Genomic DNA, 18,465 nt, shown 5'->3' on the forward strand with positions numbered 1-18,465 from the left:
GTCTTCTCAGATGTCGGTCTTCGACGAGGAAGGGCGATAGGGCACGATCTCCAGCGCCCCGCCTCGGTCAGCGCGATCCTGGCCCCGCACGACCACAGTCTCGCCGGCTTTCAGACCGGAAAGGATCACGTACTGTCCGTCGACCAGCGCTCCCAGTTCGACGACGCGGGTGCTGGCGGTGTTGTCGTTTCCGACGACCTTGAGCGTTACCTCTCCCGATGGACCCCGGCGCACGGCTTCCTGGGCCACCGTCAACGCATCTGCGTAGATGGCGCTGGGCACCTTGGCGCGCAGATACATGCCCGGAAGCAACTGGCGGTAGGGGTTCGGCACCTCCACGCGCATGGCGATGCTGCCCGTGCCGGGGTCCACCCTGCTGTCGGAGAAGAGGATCGTGCCCGGGAAGTCGTAGGGCTTTCCTGTGATCGTCAGAATCTCGACCGGAAGACCGCCGGCCGTTTCGCTCCGGCCGGTTGCAAGCATTTCCTCCAGCAGTTCCAGGCGCATCGAGGGCTGGCGGACGTCGAGATAGACGCGATCTATCTGCTGGACGACGGCAAGAACGGTCGATGCGCCGGTGGACGCAAGGCCGCCCTCGGTGGTGAGGGCCTGGCCAATGCGTCCCGCGATCGGGCTGCGAACGGTCGCGTACGCCAGTTCGAGCTTTCGGCGCGCAAGGTTTGCCTTGGCCTCGGCGACATTCGCACGTGCTCGCGCGAGCTCCGCCGTCGCATCGCCCAGTGCCGCAGCGCTCGCAATTCGGCCGGCTGCGAGTGACTTTATCCGCTCGTGCTTGGCAGACGCATTGAGGAGATCGGCCTCAGCCCGCGCCAGCACTGCGGAGGCCGCGTCGACATCGGCGGAGAACGGCGCGGGATCGATCTGGAAAAGGGGCTGGTCGGCCAGCACGTCCGAGCCCTCGGTGAACAGCACCTTCTTCACGATGCCGTTCACCTGAGCCCGGATCTCCGCCGTCCGCAGGGCCGACACCCGACCGGGCAGCTCGTCATAGACGACCACCCGGCGCGGCTGCACCTTCTGGGCAGCAACGCGGGCAGGAGCGGTCTTCGCTTCCGTCTGCCCCTCGCCTCCGTCAGACTTCGCGCTTCCTGGGTCGGAGCAAGCGCCAAGAGCCATTGTCAGGGTGGCTGCCAGGGCGAGGTGCAGGGGGCGGCGAAAGCGCATGTGCTGTCATCCATCGAGACGGTCCCGCCGCTCTGGGCGACGTCGCCGTTATCGATCCGCCGTGTTGAGGCTGTGTGGAGACGATGTTGCGACTTGATCGAGAAGGGGCGAGAGCGCTCGACGCAAGGATCGTCAGGTGGCATCCGTCATTCAAGGAGAACGCCATGACAGCCCTCGTTCTGATAGCCGAAGACGACGACGAGATTTCCGCGATCCTGGACGCCTATCTCGTGCGGGAGGGATTGCGAACCGTTCGGGCGCGAGATGGCTGCACAGCGCTCGACCTTCACCTTGCGCTGAAGCCGGACCTCGTCCTTCTCGATGTTACGATGCCCCGCCTCGGCGGGTGGGAGGTGCTCGTGGAACTTCGGCGCAGGGGAAACACGCCCGTTATCATGGTCACTGCCCTCGACGAGGACATCGACCGTCTGCAGGGCCTGCGCATCGGGGCGGATGACTATGTGGTGAAGCCTTTCAACCCGATCGAGGTCGTGGCCCGTGTGAAGGCGGTCCTTCGCCGCTCAGGACTGGCGACGGCGGCCGGCGTCCTGCGGTTCGGCAACCTGGCGATCGACCTCGACGCTTATCAGGCGAGCGTTGAGGCCGGCGCCAATGCGACCCCGCTGGCGCTCACCCTCACCGAATTCCGTATCCTTGCCCACATGGCGCGAAACCCCGCCAAGGTCTTCACCAGAAGCGAATTGGTGGACGCGTGCCTGCCGGGCTCCGACGCGCTCGACCGCACCGTGGACAGTCATATCAGCAAGTTGCGCAAGAAGCTTGAACAGGCTGGAGCGCCCGGCCTGCTGCCAGGGGTGCGGGGTATAGGCTACCGGCTGTCGGCCTGACGTGATGGGACCGCACACCGGATTGAGCCGGCAGATCCTCATCGCCATGTCGGCCATCACCGTGATGGCCGGGCTAATGGTCTTCTTCGGAACCTATTTCGCCTACAGCGTGATCATTGCCTTGTATCCCGCGCCGGAGTCGTCGGACAGTTGGCTCACGGCCACCGACCTTGCCATCCTGGGCGTCGTGATCCTCGTGACGCTCCCAGTCGCAGCCTTGGTCTCCCTGCGTCTGGCGCGCCGGATCCTGGAGCCCCTGGAGTCGCTGGCTCAAAGCGCGCGCCTGATCGCCGCCGGCGACCTCGCCTCGCGCGCGACGCCAGGCGACAGGGCGCTCGGGGAGACCGTTGCGCTGATCGATGACTTCAACAGAATGGCGCAGCGCCTGCAGGACATGGCTGCCGATATGGCCTTGTGGAATGCGACGATCGCGCACGAGCTACGCACCCCGCTGACCATCCTCAAGGGACGGCTGCAAGGCATGATCGACGGCGTTTTCGAGCCCGACGAACGCTCGCTGCAGGGACTGATCCTGCAGGTGGACGGGCTGGCGCGCCTCGTCGAAGACCTTCGGACGGTCACACTGGCCGACAGCGGCCATCTGGACCTGCGTATCGAGCCGATCCCTCTCGCACGGGAGATAGCCGAGATGGTCGAGCTTGTTGCGCACGACCTGCGTTCCAGCGGCTTCCGCCTCGAACTCAAGCTTGCCGACCTCGTGGTTGATGGGGACGCGACGCGGATCCGGCAAGCCTTGCTGGCGCTCCTCACCAACGCGCGGCGCTATGCGGCTCGAGGCACGATCACGATCTATCTCGGCGAGGCGGACGGCGAAATCCTACTGAGCGTCGCGGACGAGGGGCCGGGACTGTCGCCGGAGGCGGCGGCCAACATCTTCGTCCCGTTTGTCCGGGGCGATCCGGCTCGCTCGCGGGAGTTCGGCGGCAACGGGCTCGGTCTGTCGGTCGTGCGCGCGATCATGGAGGCGCATGGCGGACGGCTTCGCTACCGCGGCGCGCCTGGAGGCGGCGCGCTGTTCGAGATGATCTTTGTGAAGCCGAAGCGCCCTCTCCCTGCGCACGGTCAATAGCGGGCGCTGCGGGGCCTCGCACTTCGGATGTCAGATCGTGCGCGGGAGAACGTCATTCGCGCGCGCCCTTGCCTGACAGCTGGGGCTTCGTGGCGCCCGCCATGTTTCCGAGGCCGGCCAGCGAGAGATCGTTGAAGCACTTTGGCAGCGGTAGAACGCCACCAGTGCTGCATGGGTCTTGGCAACGAGCGAAGGACGCGTTGCCGATGCGTGCTTCGGTATGCGGGCCGGCGCTTGCGGCCCCCCGTATCAATTCACTCCGCTTGTCTCAGTCGCCGCCCGCTACTCCATTCCGCGGCTGGCTTCTTCCCGCAGGTCGTTCCAGATGCGACCGACGATACGGCCAAACTGCTCGCTGCCGATGATCTCGGAGTTGCGGGGGCGCGGCAGATCGATGTCGACGATCCGCTTAATCGTGCCGGGCCGATAGGTCATGATCACCACCCGGTCGCTCAGTTGGACGGCCTCGGTAATGTTGTGGGTGATGAGCATCGTCGTCTGTTTGAGGGACTGCTGGATCTGCAGCACCTTGTCGCCAAGCAGGATGCGTGTCTGCTCGTCGAGGGATGCGAACGGCTCGTCCATCAGCAGGATCTTCGGCTTTGCCGCGAGCGTCCTGGCGATGGAGATCCGCTGCCGCATGCCCCCCGACATTTCGGACGGGTAGTGGTTCTCGAAGCCCGCAAGGCCAACCAGTGCGATCAGTTCCTTGGCGCGCTCGCGCCGTTCGGCCTTCTTGACGCCGGCGGCTTCCAGCGGGAATTCCACATTCTCCAGCGCGGTGCGCCAGTGGAAGGTCGCTTCTTCCTGGAACACGCTGCCGATGGACTTCCGCACCTGGTTGGGCCGCTGACCATCGACGACGACCTCTCCGGTGAAGCGGGTAAAGAAGCCGCCGATGATGCTGAAGAGTGTCGACTTGCCGCATCCGCTGGGCCCAATGATGGATACGAACTCGCCCTGCTTCACGTCGAGGGAGAAGTCGCGCATTGCCCAGAACTCGCTCTCGCCCGTGCCATACGCCTTGCCGAGACCGCGAAGGCTGAGGGCCGGGTGAGGCGCGTCCGCATCGGACGATGAACTGATTGCTTCTTGAGCCATCTGCTTTACGGCCTCCGTGATTGTTCAGGCATCGAACGCGACTTCCCTAGCGCCCCTGCAGGGGCGGACACAGATAACCTACGCCGTCTCGTTGACCTTCGCCCTCTGGCGCTCTTGCTTCCAGGGAGCGTACTGCGGCTGCAGATTGAACAGCCGCTTGGCGTTTCCGCCGAGAATTCCGCGCTTGGCCTGCTCGCTGAGGAACGGGAGGTCGTAGATCGTGCTGGGCAGGTCCATGTCCCAATGAGGATAATCGGATGAATACAGGAGCTGGGTTTCCGCCTTGATCATCTTGAAGGTGAGCTCGAGCGCCTCCTGATTGTTCACCATCTCCATGGGCTGGGTGGTGTAGAACATGTCCTGCATGTATTCGCTCGGCAGGCGCTTCAGAAGCGGGGCGTCGGAACTCCGCATCATGAACTCGTTGTCCAGCCGTTGCATCAGGAACGGGATCCAGGCGAGCCCGCTTTCGATCCAAATGGTCTTCAACTTGGGAAAGCGCTCCGGCAGACCGTTCATGAGCCAGTTCGTCATTTGCACGAGATTGTGCCAGACGAACCCGAGGGCATGAACCGAGATGAACCGGTTCATGGTCGTCACCGAGCTCTCGGCCCACGAGAAGCCGGCGTGGAAGCCGAGCGGCAGTCCGCGCTCCTCGAGCGCCGCATAGGTCTTGATGTAGCGGTTGTCGTACACCGGCTGCTTGTGTGGCGATGTCACCATGAAGCCGATGACACCCTTCCGCTCCCCGAACTCCTCGATCATCTTGAAGCTGGCCTCCGCGTCGTTGAACGGCAGGTACAGCATCGAGGTGAGGCGGGGGTCCTCGTCGAGGATGTTGTCGCAGAGCCACCGGTTGTATGCGCGTGCGAGAGCCACTTCGACGGCGACCCGCGGGCAGGTCGAGATGTTCAGCATGGGCGTCGGGAACATGCAGGCCATGTCGACGCCCATCGGGTCCATCCAGCGGTGCATCATGGTGATGTCGCGGTGGATGTCGGTCGGAACCTTCTCGCCGGCGCGCAGCGGGTATCGGATGACGCGCCCGCCCATCTCCTGATAGGAGCCGTCCACCGAGGCGATTCCGCCGCGGCTCATTCCCTGATAGCGCGCCTCCTCGCGGAGGACCGGATCCTCGATATACTCGACGAACTCCATGAACGCTTCGGTTTCATAGTGATGGGAGTCGACGTCGACGATCAGGAACTCGTCGTAGTTGCGCGCCTCTGCCTGGTCGCGGGCGGCTTTCAGGTGCACTTCGGTGTTGAAGTTGTCGAAGCGGCTCGTGTCGAACGCGGCTCTGGTATTCGCGGTCATCACCTACTCCATTGAGGCCGACGGGGTCTCGTTCTGACGCGACCCGAGTTTTGAGACGGATTGCCACGCGGCAAGTTCGAAGACGGCAAGGTTCACGCTCTCCAGGATCGCCGTGCAGGCGATCACTGCGTCAGTGGGGGAAATCGATTGATTGCCGCCGGCCGGTGGGGGCAATGCCCCGGCCTGGGCCTTGGCCGCCATGAAGCGGATGGCGCTGCCGAAAAGCTGAGAGAACTGCCGCGCGTCGATCCCGTCGAAGTTTCCGCTGTCGGAGGCGTCCGCCAACCGGCCAACAAGTTCGCTGGCGAGTTCCTCGAACGACAGCGCGGCGGCGTCAGAGCTGGACATAGATGCCACCGTCTCGCTCGGTCACCTCGAACTTCCGGAGCCTGGTCCGGCCGACCCCGGCGTGAATGCCGGTGTCGAGATGATATTCGTAGCCGTGCCAGGGGCAGACGAGATGGATGTCGTTGCCATCGAAGGACTGCCTGACGAACATGCCCTGCTCGTCGATCTCATCCTTTACCTGCGGCAACCGAAGCCCTTCGCAAACCGGGCCGCCCTGATGCGGGCATCGGTTGAGGTAGGCGAAGTAACGCCCGCCGTGCATGATCACGCCGATATCGCCATCCGGTTTCGCGACGATGCGGACATCGCCCTCAGAAATCTCGTCGACGTTGCAGACAAACAGCTCAGCCATGAATGCCCCGTGGATTGATATAATAAGATACCTTAATATCAGAGATATTATCATTCTAGTCAACAGCCATGGACGACGGAAACGACCGTGCTGCTTGGAAACAGAGAGGGAGGACGCGTAGTCAAATGGCGGAAACGGGTCAGGACGGAGCCACGATCGGGATCGGCAAGCGCATTCGGCTGGCGCACATGGCGTTCAGCCGCGCGCTTCGACTGGAGCTGGCGAAGCATGACGTCTCGTTCGGTCAGTTCGTGCATCTGGAGCAGCTGTGGCTCGAAGACGGCCTGACACAGACGGATCTTTCCCATCGTATCGGGATCGAAACCGCGTCCTCGACGTCGATCCTCGATCAGCTCGAGAAGCGCGGTTTCATCGAGCGGCACCGCAACGACCAGGACCGCCGCAAGATCAATGTGTTCCTGACCGACAGCGGCTCCGATCTGCAGCCTGTCCTTTTCGGAGCGGTGACCCGGGTCAACGGGATCGCTCAGAGCAACCTCTCGCGGGAGCAGGTGCAGGAACTGTTCGACACTCTCGACTGCATCACCAAGTCCGTATCCGACGCATACCCGGGGCCGAAGACGACCGACGCGCGAGCGCGTCTCGGAAGCTGAACGGGCATCAGTTCCCCTCAATGCCCAGCGCCCACGGACCGATCTCGCCGACTTCGCGCGCCCCGAGCATGGCCATGTCGCGGTCGATCTCGCGGGCGAGAAGCTGGATCGCATGGCGCACGCCGTCGATGCCGGCGATCGCCGAAAACAGGAACGGGCGGCCGACAAACACGAAGTCGGCCCCGAGAGCGAGGCACTTCAGCACGTCCGTTCCGCGGCGCACGCCACCGTCGATCATCAGAACGAGGTCATCCACCTTGGCCGCGATCTCCGGGAGGACGGTGATGGGGGATGTCGCACCGTCGAGCTGGCGGCCGCCATGGTTGGAAATCACGATGCCATCGACGCCGGTCGCCTGCGCCCGCATCGCGTCGCCGACGTTCATGATTCCCTTCAGGACGAAGCTTCCCTTCCAGCGCGCCCGGATCAGCTCCACGTGCTTCCAGTTCAGCTGATCGCGCGCTCCGATCGAGCGGACGAGGTCCCGGGAGAGGATCGGAGGACCGCGAAACGCATCCATGTTCTCGAAATGAGCGATGCCCCGCGCGTTGGTGCGCAGGAACGTGTTCATTGTCCAATGCGGATGCATCAGGCCATCGAGCGCCAGGCGGAGGCTGGGCCGCAGCGGGATGCTGAAGCCGGCGCGCTCGTTGTTCTCCCGGTTGGCCGGAACGGGGAGGTCAACGGTAAGGACGAAGGTTTCGTAGCCGGCGCGTTCCACCCGGTCGAGCATTGCCAGGATGCGGTCTGGCTCGCCCGGCAGATACGCCTGAAACCACTTCGCGCCACCTTCGTCGGCAACGCGTTCGAGAGGCATCAGCGAGGTCGCGCTGAGGACCATCGGAATGTCTTCCGCGGCTGCGGCCTTCGCGAGAACCAGATCGCCCTCGTAGGTGGCGAGGCCACTGAGTCCCATCGGTGAAATCCCGACGGGGATGCGGTAGTCGCGTCCGAACAGCGAGGTCCTTGCCGTCCGTTTCGAGACGTCGACCAGAACGCGCGGCCGTAGCTCTATGCCTTTGAAACCGTCAAAGTTCGCCTGGTAGCTGGTGCCGTTTTCCGCCGCGCCCGAATAATACTCGTAGAGCGGCGCCGGCAGCTTGCGCTTCGCGTAGCGCTGGAAGTCCGTGAGGTTGAGAAAGCGGCGGAGCCGTTTCGCGACGGTTTGGTCGACCCGTTTCGTCGCTACGAAACCTTGGCTCATCGGGGAACGGCTCTCACTGGTACATCGACGAGGGCTGCGGGTTGCGAAGACCGCCGGTCGATGCGGCTGCTACAGGAACACGTTCACCGTCTTGATCTGGGTGCATTCGAGCAGCTCGTCGATGGATTCCTCCCGCCCGAGACCGGAGTGCTTGTATCCGCCGAAGGGAGCCCCGGGAAAATGGGTGCTCGATCCGTTCACCCAGATGTAGCCGGCCTCGACGCGTGCTGCGTAGCGGTGCGCTCGGGCAAGATCAGTGGTCCAGATCGATGCCGTCAGACCCAGATCGGAGTCGTTGACGGCCTCGATCATCTCGTCTTCATCGCTCCAGCGGATCACGGACATCACCGGACCGAAGATCTCCTCGCGGGCGATCCGCATGTGAGGCCGCACGTCGGTAAACACGGTGGGCGGAAAGAAGAAGCCGTTCTTCGTCAGGTCATCGTCGGGGCGCTTCCCGCCGCACCGCAAGGTCGCGCCGTCAGCCATGCCGGCCTCGACATAATGCATCGTCTTTTCGAGCTGCTCGCGGCTGACGAGGCAGCCCATCCCGGTTTCCGCGTCGGTTGGCAGGCCGTACTCGGGCTTGCGAACGAGAGCCAGAATCCGCTCCACGACATCGTCGTGAATGGAGTCGTGCAGGAAGATGCGGGACGTCGACCCGCACGACTGGCCGCACCAGGTGAAGTTCATGCCCTGAACCGCCCCCGCGGCGACCTTCTCGGGGTTGGCGTCGGCAAAGGCGATCAGCGCGTTCTTGCCGCCCAGCTCCAGCGAGACCTTCTTGAGCGTGTCGCCCGCCGATCGCGCGATGGCTTTGCCTGTCGGAACCGATCCGATCAGGCCAACCTTGGCCACGCGCGGATGGGCAACCAGCGCTTCGCCGCACTCGCGCCCGCCCGGAAGCACGCTGATGACCCCGGCGGGGAAGAGCGGGCCAATGAGCTCCGCGAGGCGGAGCGACGACAGCGGTGCCTGCACGGGCGGTTTGATGATCAGCGCGTTCCCGGCCGCGAGCGGCGCTGCCGCTCGGGATGCCGCGAACAGGAAGGGATGGTTGAAGGCGTTGATACGGACGATGACGCCGAGCGGCTCGCGGAGTGTGTAGTTGAACGAGTCCGGCCCGATCGGCAGCGTCTCGCCCTTCAGCTCCGTGATCAGCCCCGCGTAGTACTCGAAGGCCTCCGCGCCGCTCTCCGAATCCCGGATCATCCGCTTGTACGGGCCGCCGGAGTCCGCGGAATCGATCAGCGCGATTTCATCGCCGTGGGCGCGGATGAGGCGGGCCGCCTCTCTGAGGACACTTGCCCGCTCCTTGGCGGTGGTCTGCCGCCATTCGGCAAAGCCGCGTGCGGCTGCCTGAACGGCGGCGTCGACGTCATCCTCCCCGGCGGTCGACACCTGACCCAGGCTCTCGCCGGTCGCGGGGTTGATGACGGTCTCCGTCGCGCCGGACTTCGCGGGGAACCAGCCGCCAGAGTGGTACAGTTCGCGGTGCTTGGGGAGCGCGTCGAGATAATGTGTCATGCTCGCTGCCACATGTTGCCCGGTACGGCGGGTTATTTCCAAGGGGGCTGGAGCCAGATCCGATCAGGTGAATGCACCCGGTCGCGTGAGAATGGCTTCAGATTCAATGACGTGCGTGTTCTCTTTCGTTCAGACCCAGCGGCGGGGCGCCCGGAGAGGCGCTACGATGCGCCGGTGCCGTCGTAGCCCAGGCCGATATGCACATCGATCAGGGCCACTTTGCCGGCGCGGACGGAGGCGATGGCCTTCCGCATCGTGCCGTTGAGTTCGTCGAAATCAGCGACCGGCCCCCAGGCCTCGGCGCCCTGGGCCGTCGCCAGGGCAGCGATGTCCACGTCGGGGTCGGAAATGCGCTGTCCGATCCACTTGTTCTCGACGGGGCGGCCACGCCGTCGCGCGACGCGTTCCTGGTGCACCTCGTCATTGAAGAACGACCGGTTGTTGGCGACGATGATCAGCATTGGCACGGAGCAGTGTGTCGCGGTCCAGATCGCGCTGACGCCCATGACCGTGTCGCCATCACCAAGGATGCCGACGGGGATGCGGCCGCTGTCGCCAAGGGCCAGTGCGCTGCCCACGGTCATGCCTGGCCCGGAGCCGACGCCGCCGCCGCCGGAGTGACCAAGCTGGTCGAGCGGGTGGTCGAAGGTCCACAGGGCACCGTCCCATCCGAGCGGTAGGCGTGTGAGGGACACGGGCGTGTCGCCGACGGCATCCCGCAAGGCGGACGCAATATGCGCGAGCGTGAGCTCGCCGGTCTGCGGCGGCGCGACAGGCGCCGGCGCGGGCGCCGACAATGTGGACGGCGCCCTGGCTTCCGGAAGCTGGGCCTCAAGCGCTGCGACGAACCTCTGGGGAGTGGTCGCGAAGTGCAGGTCGACGGGGGGCAGCGCCAGATGGTCGAAGCTGAAGCCGTTGTGGACGTGATGGTCCACCGACACCTGGATGACCTTCGCCGGTGCGGGCTCGTCCGGCCAGATGGTCGAAAGGGCACCGGCCAGATCGACCCAGTCCAGGGACAGGATCACGTCGGCCTCGCGAAGAACGTCCTTCGCGGAGGTGGTGAGCGACATGCCGGGGATGCCGGCGTGCAGGGGATGCGCCGTGGGAAATGCCGATCCGGCCTTCAGGTCGGTCGCCACCCGCGCGCCAAGCTTTTCGGCCAGGGAAACACGCCGTTTCCAGTCCTCGGGATCGCGCGACACCCTGCCCATCAGGATGGCGGGCCGCTCAGCCTTGACCAGGATCTCCATGGCCGCGGCCAGCATGTCCGGATCGGGCGCGGGGGCCGCAATCGGCTTGAACCGGTCGTGATCGATGGCAGGGGCAGAGGACGGCTCGTAAGGTGCTTCCTGGATGATGGAATCCAGGTTCAGGTAGACGGGTGCGGCCGGCGCGGTCGAACCAATCTGCATTGCGCGCAGGAAGGCCTCTTCCATCGCTTCGATCGAGGCGGGCTGGTCGTCCCATTTGATAAAGGGCCGGATCAGCGCACCCTGATCGCGCATGGTGTGGATCCAGTCGATGTAGGGGCGGCGCTTCGCCGCGTCGACGGGGCCCGTGGCACCCAGCACCAGCATCGGAACCCGATCGCACCACGCGTTGAAGATGGCCATGGTCGCGTGCATCAGCCCGACATTGGCATGCAGGGCGATCGCCATGGGCCGGCCGGTGACCTTCGCGTATCCGTGCGCGATCGCTGCGGCGTGCTCTTCATGCAAGCACAGCATGATCGAGGGTGACCGGTTTCCGAGGAAATTGACGAGGCTGTCGTGAAGTCCGCGGAAGCTCGATCCAGGGTTAAGGCAGATGTATTCGATGCCTGTGTGCCGGAGGAGCTGTGCGATGCGGTCGCTGCCCCATTGCACGGATGGCTCTTGCCAGTCGTCCAGTTGCTCCGAGCGCGCCAGCCCGGTTCTCGAAGGCACAGAATCCGCTGCCATCCGCCGCCAGCTCCTTGAAATCTCAGGCAACTTCAGCTGCCAAACAAGCTTCACATAATATGTTAATATCGAAGCATAATGATCCCGTCAAGCTGTGAGGGCGCGTGCGCGGTAAGGAGGGCATATGCCGCAGGATAGGGCAGGAACACCGCAAGAAAGATTAAAATTTTAGCTTGTTATAATAGGTTTATCCGTAGTTAAATCCGAGATTGTGGTCGTCCGGAGGGTTTAGGGAGCGGCCATGACGTCCTCGCTTCGGTCTCGGAGCGACGACAGATTTCAGAGGGGAAATAAGAATGGATATTCGATCAAGCTTGAAACTGGCCGCCCTTGTGGCGGTGGCGGGCACGGCAACGTTCACCCAGGCGCAGGCGACGGAAAAGGTCAAAGTCGCCGCGTCATTCGTCGGGCTCTGGGATACGTCCCAGCCGACATTCTGCAAGGATCGGGGCGAGTTCGAGAAGGCGGGGCTCGACGTTGAGATCACATCCAGCCGAGGTGGCTCGGAAACGGTCCAGGCCGTTGTCGCCGGGGGCTACGATATTGGGTACTCCCCGGGCATCTCGTCGGTGTTTGCCGCCTTTGTCCAAGGCGCGCCGATCAGGATCGTGAGCTCGGAGTTCGTCGGGCAGAACGACTCGTTCTTCTACGTGAAGAAGGACAGCCCGATTCAGTCGGTCGACGATCTGAACGGCAAGACCGTCGCCTTTCCGCGGCCCGGTGGTGACACCGAAAGCGTTCTGGCCGGGCTGAAGGCGGAGCGAAAGCTCGACTTCACGGCGGTTGCGACGGGCGGGCTCGACGCGACCCGAACCATGACGATGACCGGTCAGGTCGACGTCGGATATTCCTTCCCGCCGTATCAGCTGGATGCGGTCGAGAAGGGCGAAACCCGGATCCTGTTCTCCGGGGAGATCGTCGAAAGCACGAAGGACGTGACCGGGCGGGTGAACATCGCCAGCGCGGACTTCGCCGAGAAGCGTACGGAGACGGCCAAGAAGTTCTTCGCCGTTCTTGAGGACTGTATCGCTTGGACCTATGCGCATCCGGAAGAGAGCGCGAAAATGTATGCGGATCTCAACAAGATCAGCATTGAGGAAGCCAAGCTGGGCATGAGCTTCTACAAGGAAGATCAGCTCGCGCTTGCCCCGATCAAGGGCCTGGATGCGGCGATGGCGCGGTCGGTGGAAGCCGGCTTCATCGAAAAGCCCCTTACCCAGGAGCAACTGGACGAACTCATCGACATGCTCGTGCAGTAGTCTGTCGTGACGAGCTTCGCCGCCGCGGTGTTTCCATCGCGGCGGCCATCGGACGGGGCAGGCATCGTCATGGCGGGCCTCGCCGATCATTCCCCGGCAGTTCGCGTCGTTTGCTTCGGGTCGCGATGCTTCTCGCTCCGCGTGCTCCCTGTCTCCGTTTCAATTTCTACCTTTCCTGATAATAGAAGTTGAAACATTGTCTCTTCAGCAATATGGCGCAGGGTAGAACGGAAAGGGGCAAGGCGAGAGTGAGCCGGACGCGATGTGCCGATGAACCAGACTAAGAAGCCAGCCATGAATAAGCCGAAGCGTTCCGCGAGCGCGCCTTCCAGCAAGGCGGGCAAGTCCGTTCGGAGCGCTCGGAACTTTCCGCCGCTGACTGTCAGCCATCCTGATCTGCTGCGGAACGGAACGGACGACGATTTCCGCCAGATGATCTATCTGTTCGCGCAAGTCCTTGGGCAGCTCTCGATCTGCCGGGCCGCGTTCGGGCGTCTCATCGGCTTGAACGGGTCGCAGTTTCTCGTGCTGATGGGCGTCGCCTACCGTCAGGGCGAGACCGGCGTGAAAATCAATGCCTTGGCCAAGTATGTCCAGCTTGCCTCGACGCACGTGACCACCGAGGTCGGCAAGCTGGAACGGATGGGCCTGCTCGTCAAACGTAGTGGCATCGATGATCGCCGAAGCGTCCTGGTCAACCTGACGGCGGCCGGCGAGGAAGCCGTACTGACGATGTCTCCGTTCATGCGCCAAGTAAACGATCTGCTGTTTTCCGGCATCTCAGCACGCCAGATGGCGACCACGATCGAAGTCTTCGGCAAGCTGTCGCTGAACAGCGAGTTCGCGATCGCCGAGGTCAAGCGTTTCGAGCGCCAGCGCGCAGAGGGCGATCTGTAGGGTCGCCGACCGTTAACGCCTCCGCGCGGTCAGGAATGCCAGGCCGCTCGCGCCACGGAGGGAACGACCCGCTCGTAGTCGAGATCCTTCGAAAGAATGCCGATGTCGTTGCCGAAACGGCTCATCCCGGCGATGAAGTCCGGAGTGAGCTCGGGCGAATAGAACGGCAGATCCCGGCTGACGATATCGGCGATGAGATCGGTCTCGCGCGGAGGAAAGAGGGCGGCGCCGACCTGGGTTGCGAGGGCGGGATTCGCCTTGATCGTATTCTGGCCGGTTACGATGGCCCGGACGACTGAGGCCGCCGTCTCGGGCTCGCGTTCGATCGTTTCCGTGCGCATCGCGACGCTCGCACAGGTGTAGTTGTAGCCGGCCCGGGCTGCCGGATCACGGCGCGCGTCGATCAGCAACGTTCCGACGCCCGACTTGACCGCGATCTCTGCCGCCATGCCGTTGGCCCAGAATCCGTCGATCTGTCGGGCCTCGAGTGCGCGCGCGGCGTTAAGGCCGAAGTTCGGACCCACACCCGGCTGGATTGGAACAGGGACGACGTCGATCCTGTCCCGCTTGAGGTCGAGGCCGCTGTCTTTCAGCAGCGCGATCAAACCCATGTCGACCCATGGCGCGGCACCGATCTTACGACCCTTTAGGATGTTGAGGTCGCCCGGCTTGGCCGCGAAGTCGGCATGCATGACCAGGAACCAGTACATGCGCTGGGATTGCGCGCAAACGAGCTGCACGCCATCGAAGTCGGGGAAGGCCGCGGCTGCGGAATGGGCCGATCCGGCGACGATGTCGATCGTCCCGTCTCTCAGGTTTTCGTAAGCCTTGTCGACCGGAAAGACGAGCTCAAGCGAGACATCGAGCCCCTGGTCGCGGAAGCAGCCGAGTTCTATGGCCGCTTCGGCCGGAAAATAGGAGTTCGACACCATATCCGGGACGGCGAGCTTCATTGGGAGGATCCTCGGCATTGAGCTGGGTGGCGTGCCGCGCCGCGCTCGGTGCGCGGCGCGCCCCGTGCGCTAATCGAAATAGTGGGATTCCAGAAGGATGCAGCCGGTGTTCGACCGGAACGGGCCATGAAACACGCCTGCCGGTCGAATCGCGTAGGTGTAGCCGGTGAAGGTCTCGCCGCCGTCCCCATTCTTGTCGCAGCCGACGATCAGGTCACCGGCCACCAGGAACACCTCTTCCCAGTAGCGATGAACGAAGGGCTCCGTTGTGTAGACCCCCGGCGCGAAGCGTAACAGGCGGGTGCGCCGGCCGGTCTCGGCCGTTTCGTCGAGCGCACCGGCAAGGATCTTCTGCTCAATGCCGGCAGGATAGCCATCGGGCGTATGCCATCCCTCGTCCATCGCGAGGGTATGGAATTCCTTGTGATCGGATGACATGGCGTTCATCCCCTGTTCGGAAGCGCGTGAACGGAATAGCTGGAGCGAAGGCTCTTCCCCGTCGCCGGGTCGTGGATCTCCATCTCGAAGATCGAGCCGAAGCCGATCTCGCCTTCCACCGGAATGGTCCCGCAAAACATTGCGAATCCGTCCGGGGGTGCCGATCCGGTACCGCTGAGCTCAAGGAGCTCGGCGATCGGACGGATGCTGCGGAGGTGCCCGTCCTGATAGAGCTGGCGCTTGCCATCGCGGGTCGCATAGGACCTCAGCTCCAGATCGTCCAAGCGGTCGGCGAGGTCGCGCAGGCGCCAAAGTGCCGTGCCGACGGGCTTCGGACACATCTGCTTGGAGAGCGAGACGCCAAACGTTTCGGCATGCCGGTCCGTGTGATCGGAACCGATGCCGAGCCAGAGTTCACCGTCGAGGGAAATGACGACGGGTTCGACTTCGCCGCTGGAGGTGGTGTCGAGCACCTCGATGTTGTCGGAGCTGGTGGCGAGAGAGGCCGACACGCGATAGAAGATGGGCGTGGTGGCCGGTCGCGGAACCCCCAGCTCTTCCAGTTCGCGGATGTGCTTTTCGACGGCTTCGGCGTTGCGGCCGGTCCATCCTGCGATCGTCAGGCTCTTGATCTCGCCGGGGGCGAGGGTCCGTTCGACCGGTGCCTGGATGTGACTCTCTGTGATGCTCATGTCTGCTCCACGTTAGAACCGGTGTCCCGGTCAGTCAGGATGCGTTCGACTGTGCGGGCCAGCGCCAGAAGGCGCTCGTCCTCGTCGTGTCCCATCGTCAACATGATGCCGACTGGCATGCCCCGAGCGGGCACCGGCAGCGATATCGACGGCAGGCCGAAAAAGTTGGCGATCGTCGTGTTGCGCAGCAGAAGGGCATTCAGCCGGTCGAAGTCTTCGGGGGCGGCAACGTCTTCGAACGTCGGCGCGATGATCGGCACGGTCGGCATCACAAGGCCATCGAGGGGCAGCATCAGGCGCCCCAGAGAGGCGATCAGGTCCTGGCGGCGGTCGATCGTGTTGAGATAGTCGCTGGCGCTTATGGTCCGGCCGCGCTCCAGCCGGCGTCGGATGAGCGGATCGATCGGATCGCCGCCGTCGACGATGGCGCGGTGGGCGGCATAGGCCTCGACGGGCACAAGGCCGGCCGCAGCGTTGAGGGCCGCCATCGCTTCCAGTTGGGGAAGGTGAATGTCTTCGATGACGGCGCCCGCGGCCGACAGCATCGAAAGGGCCGCTTCATAGGCCGGGCCCACCTCCCCATCGACGCCATCCAGAGGCATTCCGGTTACGGCCCCCAGCCGCACGCCACGCAGGGACGGAAAGGCGGTCTCGCCAAGTGGCCTGTCTGCAAGGACCGCAAACGCGCGCGCGCAGGCGTCGACAGTGCGTGCGAGAGGCCCGACACAGTCCAACGAGCGGGAGAGGGGGACGACGCCGTCTCGGGGGATGTGGCGCTGGGTCGGCTTGAAGCCCACGAGGCCGCACAGGGCGGCCGGAATTCGCGCCGATCCACCGGTGTCCGTGCCGATTGCCACGTCGCAGTAGCCGGCGGCGACGCTCACGGCCGCCCCGGACGACGAGCCGCCCGGAATCCGCGTCGGATCCACAGGATTGCCCGGCGTGTCGAAGTGGGGATTGAGACCGACGCCGGAAAACGCGAACTCGGACATATTGGTCTTGGCGAGGATCGCCGCGCCGCCAGCCCGAAGTCGCTGAACGACAGTGCAGTCGCGGCGTTCGGGCTCAGACCGCTGTGCAAGAGCCTTTGATCCGGCGCGTGTCGGCTCGCCCGCCACGCCGAACAGGTCCTTGATCGTCACGATTGCGCCGTCGAGCGGGCCGGCGCAGAGGTCTTGGGACCGTCGAAGATCGGCAACATCGGCCGCGGCCTCGGCGTCGTAGACGGTGAGGCAGGCGCGCGGGCCTTCGCCGTTGGGGTCGGAAATGCGGCTCCGGGCCTTTTCCAGCCGGGATCGCGCAGACTCCTGCTCCGGCCACCCAACCACGCTCATGCCCGCCGTCCTGTCCGTTGTTTCTGAACGGATGATTTCATGCCGCAATATATATGTCAATTCTAGCTTATTTTTTAAGCTATTGAGACGAGCTGTCTTTGCTCAGTTTTGAGGCAGGCTGGGCATTATCGCGTCGGATATGGGATTCGGGACGGCTCCATATGTCCGGCTGCCGAATACTAAAAACCTTATTACCGAAGCTTTTTTATTGACCTAAATCGTAGGGAAGGTAGTCTGCTGACGTGGCAGAGGGAGTTGGCTTCATATGAAGGCTTGGATGACGTACGGCTTCAACGATATGCGCGCTGAAGAAGTGCCGTATCCTGAGGTTCGCGAAGGGTGGGTGGTCTGCAAGACGCGTGTGTTGGAGCTCTCCGTCACCGAGGTGGCCGAGTTTCAGGGCGCGCCGGTCTCCAGCCACGAGAGCCTGAAGGCGATGCTGGCGAAGCAGAGCCCGCTCCCGCTCTTCGGCCACGAGTTCTGTGCCGAAGTCGTTGAGGTCGGTCCTGGGGTCACCAACGTCCGCGTCGGAGACCGCGTCTTCTACCATCGCGGCGTCCCGTGCGGCAGCTGCATCTATTGCAGGTCGATGCAGCCGTCGCTCTGCCGGAGCGTGATCAACGTCGGCGAAGACACGCCGGGCTGCCTCGCGGAGTATTTTCCTGTACCGGCCAGCATGATCCGGGCGGTTCCCGACGAGATCTCCGATTCCGAAACCGCAGCCATGCAGCCGCTCGTTTCGATCGTCGGCGCGGTCGCCGGCGCCCGGATCGAGCCGGGCGATGTCGTCGGCGTCATCGGGCTTGGTCCGATGGGTTTTGCCGCGCTGCAGGTGGCCCGGGCATGCGGAGCAGCAAAGGTCGTCGCGATCGCTCGCCGCGACCCGGTTCTGGATCTGGCGCGTGATCTCGGCGCCGAGGTGACGGTGAACATCAAGCGTCAGGACCCGGTCGAGGTCGTCATGGACGTGACCCGCGGCCTCGGCTGCGACGTCGTCTTCGATTGTGCCGGCGGGAGCCCGGACCAGGGGCACGCCGGGGTCGACGCCTTCCAGCAGGGCCTCGAGATGCTTCGGCCCCAGGGGCGCATCGTCGAGATCGGGCATCTGCCGGTCGGTGTCGGGGTGCCCTTCCGGCTGATCGAGAAGAAGGGTCTTCACGTCATCGGTCGCAGCCTTCCCACGCCCAAGATCATCGACTTCGCCATCGATCTCGCGGCCTCCAAGCGTGTTCGCCTCGAGCCGACGATTCTCCACAAGCTCGAAGGGCTGGAGAGCGTTCCGCAAGCTTTCGACATGCTCGCGAACAAGTCGAAGCACGGCATCATCAATCCGCCGCAGGTCGTCGTCTGTCAGTGAAGTCCT

The 18,465-nt window shown here is 63.9% G+C and carries 18 protein-coding genes; 6 read left to right on the forward strand and 12 right to left on the reverse strand.

Translation table 11 applies throughout. From position 1 onward, the window contains the following. Positions 1–6 precede the first annotated feature (6 nt). A complete protein-coding gene (locus AB7M35_RS14255) occupies positions 7–1,185 on the reverse strand; it encodes an efflux RND transporter periplasmic adaptor subunit (RefSeq protein WP_453960888.1) in 1,179 nt (392 codons plus the stop codon). Between the two features lie 164 nt (positions 1,186–1,349). Between AB7M35_RS14255 and AB7M35_RS14260 the strand changes: the two genes are divergently transcribed. After that, on the forward strand, positions 1,350–2,033 hold the full coding sequence (locus AB7M35_RS14260) for a response regulator (protein WP_453960890.1): 684 nt from the start codon (positions 1,350–1,352) through the stop codon (positions 2,031–2,033). 22 nt (positions 2,034–2,055) lie between these two features. Continuing rightward, on the forward strand, positions 2,056–3,123 hold the full coding sequence (locus tag AB7M35_RS14265) for an ATP-binding protein (protein ID WP_453960891.1): 1,068 nt from the start codon (positions 2,056–2,058) through the stop codon (positions 3,121–3,123). 282 nt (positions 3,124–3,405) lie between these two features. On the opposite strand, the gene AB7M35_RS14270 is transcribed toward AB7M35_RS14265, so the two are convergent. From AB7M35_RS14270 to AB7M35_RS14285, 4 genes are all read right to left on the reverse strand, one after another. Further along, positions 3,406–4,113, reverse strand: coding sequence for an ABC transporter ATP-binding protein (locus tag AB7M35_RS14270; RefSeq protein ID WP_453960893.1), 708 nt, complete (start codon positions 4,111–4,113; stop codon positions 3,406–3,408). A gap of 189 nt (positions 4,114–4,302) precedes the next feature. After that, on the reverse strand, positions 4,303–5,541 hold the full coding sequence (locus AB7M35_RS14275) for an amidohydrolase family protein (RefSeq protein ID WP_453960895.1): 1,239 nt from the start codon (positions 5,539–5,541) through the stop codon (positions 4,303–4,305). Between the two features lie 3 nt (positions 5,542–5,544). Further along, the gene (locus AB7M35_RS14280) at positions 5,545–5,889 is read right to left on the reverse strand and encodes a hypothetical protein (RefSeq protein ID WP_453960897.1); all 345 of its coding nucleotides are present in this window, start codon (positions 5,887–5,889) and stop codon (positions 5,545–5,547) included. Further along, positions 5,876–6,241 carry a Rieske (2Fe-2S) protein gene (locus AB7M35_RS14285; RefSeq protein ID WP_453960899.1) on the reverse strand — a complete coding sequence of 122 codons (366 nt, stop codon included), beginning with the start codon at positions 6,239–6,241 and terminating at the stop codon, positions 5,876–5,878. Before AB7M35_RS14285 ends, AB7M35_RS14280 begins: the two co-directional genes overlap by 14 nt. A 125-nt stretch (positions 6,242–6,366) precedes the next feature. Here AB7M35_RS14285 and AB7M35_RS14290 point away from each other — a divergent pair, with 125 nt between their 5' ends. Continuing rightward, positions 6,367–6,855, forward strand: coding sequence for a MarR family winged helix-turn-helix transcriptional regulator (locus AB7M35_RS14290; RefSeq protein WP_453960901.1), 489 nt, complete (start codon positions 6,367–6,369; stop codon positions 6,853–6,855). A 7-nt stretch (positions 6,856–6,862) separates the two neighbouring features. Here the strand turns inward: AB7M35_RS14290 and AB7M35_RS14295 are convergent, their stop codons facing one another. The 3 genes from AB7M35_RS14295 to AB7M35_RS14305 all read right to left on the reverse strand — a co-directional run bounded on the left by AB7M35_RS14295 (position 6,863) and on the right by AB7M35_RS14305 (position 11,529). After that, a complete protein-coding gene (locus tag AB7M35_RS14295) occupies positions 6,863–8,059 on the reverse strand; it encodes an alpha-hydroxy acid oxidase (RefSeq protein WP_453960902.1) in 1,197 nt (398 codons plus the stop codon). Positions 8,060–8,128: 69 nt separating this feature from the next. Continuing rightward, the gene (locus tag AB7M35_RS14300; protein ID WP_453960904.1) at positions 8,129–9,628 is read right to left on the reverse strand and encodes an aldehyde dehydrogenase family protein; all 1,500 of its coding nucleotides are present in this window, start codon (positions 9,626–9,628) and stop codon (positions 8,129–8,131) included. 119 nt (positions 9,629–9,747) lie between these two features. After that, positions 9,748–11,529, reverse strand: a complete 1,782-nt coding sequence (locus AB7M35_RS14305) for a thiamine pyrophosphate-binding protein (RefSeq protein ID WP_453960905.1) — start codon at positions 11,527–11,529, stop codon at positions 9,748–9,750. Positions 11,530–11,825: 296 nt separating this feature from the next. Here AB7M35_RS14305 and AB7M35_RS14310 point away from each other — a divergent pair, with 296 nt between their 5' ends. Together AB7M35_RS14310 and AB7M35_RS14315 are read left to right on the forward strand one after the other, a co-directional pair. Further along, positions 11,826–12,788: an ABC transporter substrate-binding protein gene (locus AB7M35_RS14310; protein WP_453960907.1), complete on the forward strand. Its 963-nt coding sequence runs from the start codon at positions 11,826–11,828 to the stop codon at positions 12,786–12,788. A 294-nt stretch (positions 12,789–13,082) separates the two neighbouring features. Continuing rightward, complete coding sequence (locus AB7M35_RS14315) at positions 13,083–13,685, forward strand: MarR family winged helix-turn-helix transcriptional regulator (protein WP_453960909.1); 603 nt, start codon at positions 13,083–13,085, stop codon at positions 13,683–13,685. 29 nt (positions 13,686–13,714) lie between these two features. Here AB7M35_RS14315 and AB7M35_RS14320 read toward each other — a convergent pair whose 3' ends face one another. The 4 genes from AB7M35_RS14320 to AB7M35_RS14335 all read right to left on the reverse strand — a co-directional run bounded on the left by AB7M35_RS14320 (position 13,715) and on the right by AB7M35_RS14335 (position 17,102). Continuing rightward, positions 13,715–14,638 (reverse strand): ABC transporter substrate-binding protein, encoded by a 924-nt coding sequence (locus AB7M35_RS14320; RefSeq protein WP_453960911.1) that lies wholly within the window; start codon positions 14,636–14,638, stop codon positions 13,715–13,717. 69 nt (positions 14,639–14,707) lie between these two features. Then, positions 14,708–15,076 (reverse strand): cupin, encoded by a 369-nt coding sequence (locus AB7M35_RS14325; RefSeq protein WP_453960913.1) that lies wholly within the window; start codon positions 15,074–15,076, stop codon positions 14,708–14,710. Positions 15,077–15,081: 5 nt separating this feature from the next. Continuing rightward, the gene (locus tag AB7M35_RS14330; RefSeq protein WP_453960915.1) at positions 15,082–15,768 is read right to left on the reverse strand and encodes a DUF2848 domain-containing protein; all 687 of its coding nucleotides are present in this window, start codon (positions 15,766–15,768) and stop codon (positions 15,082–15,084) included. Continuing rightward, complete coding sequence (locus AB7M35_RS14335) at positions 15,765–17,102, reverse strand: amidase (protein ID WP_453960916.1); 1,338 nt, start codon at positions 17,100–17,102, stop codon at positions 15,765–15,767. Before AB7M35_RS14335 ends, AB7M35_RS14330 begins: the two co-directional genes overlap by 4 nt. A gap of 361 nt (positions 17,103–17,463) precedes the next feature. On the opposite strand from AB7M35_RS14335, the gene AB7M35_RS14340 reads away from it, so the two are divergent. Further along, a complete protein-coding gene (locus tag AB7M35_RS14340) occupies positions 17,464–18,459 on the forward strand; it encodes a zinc-dependent alcohol dehydrogenase (RefSeq protein WP_453960917.1) in 996 nt (331 codons plus the stop codon). The last annotated feature ends 6 nt before the right edge of the window (positions 18,460–18,465 follow it).

It is taken from the genome of Amorphus suaedae, from assembly GCF_053629675.1.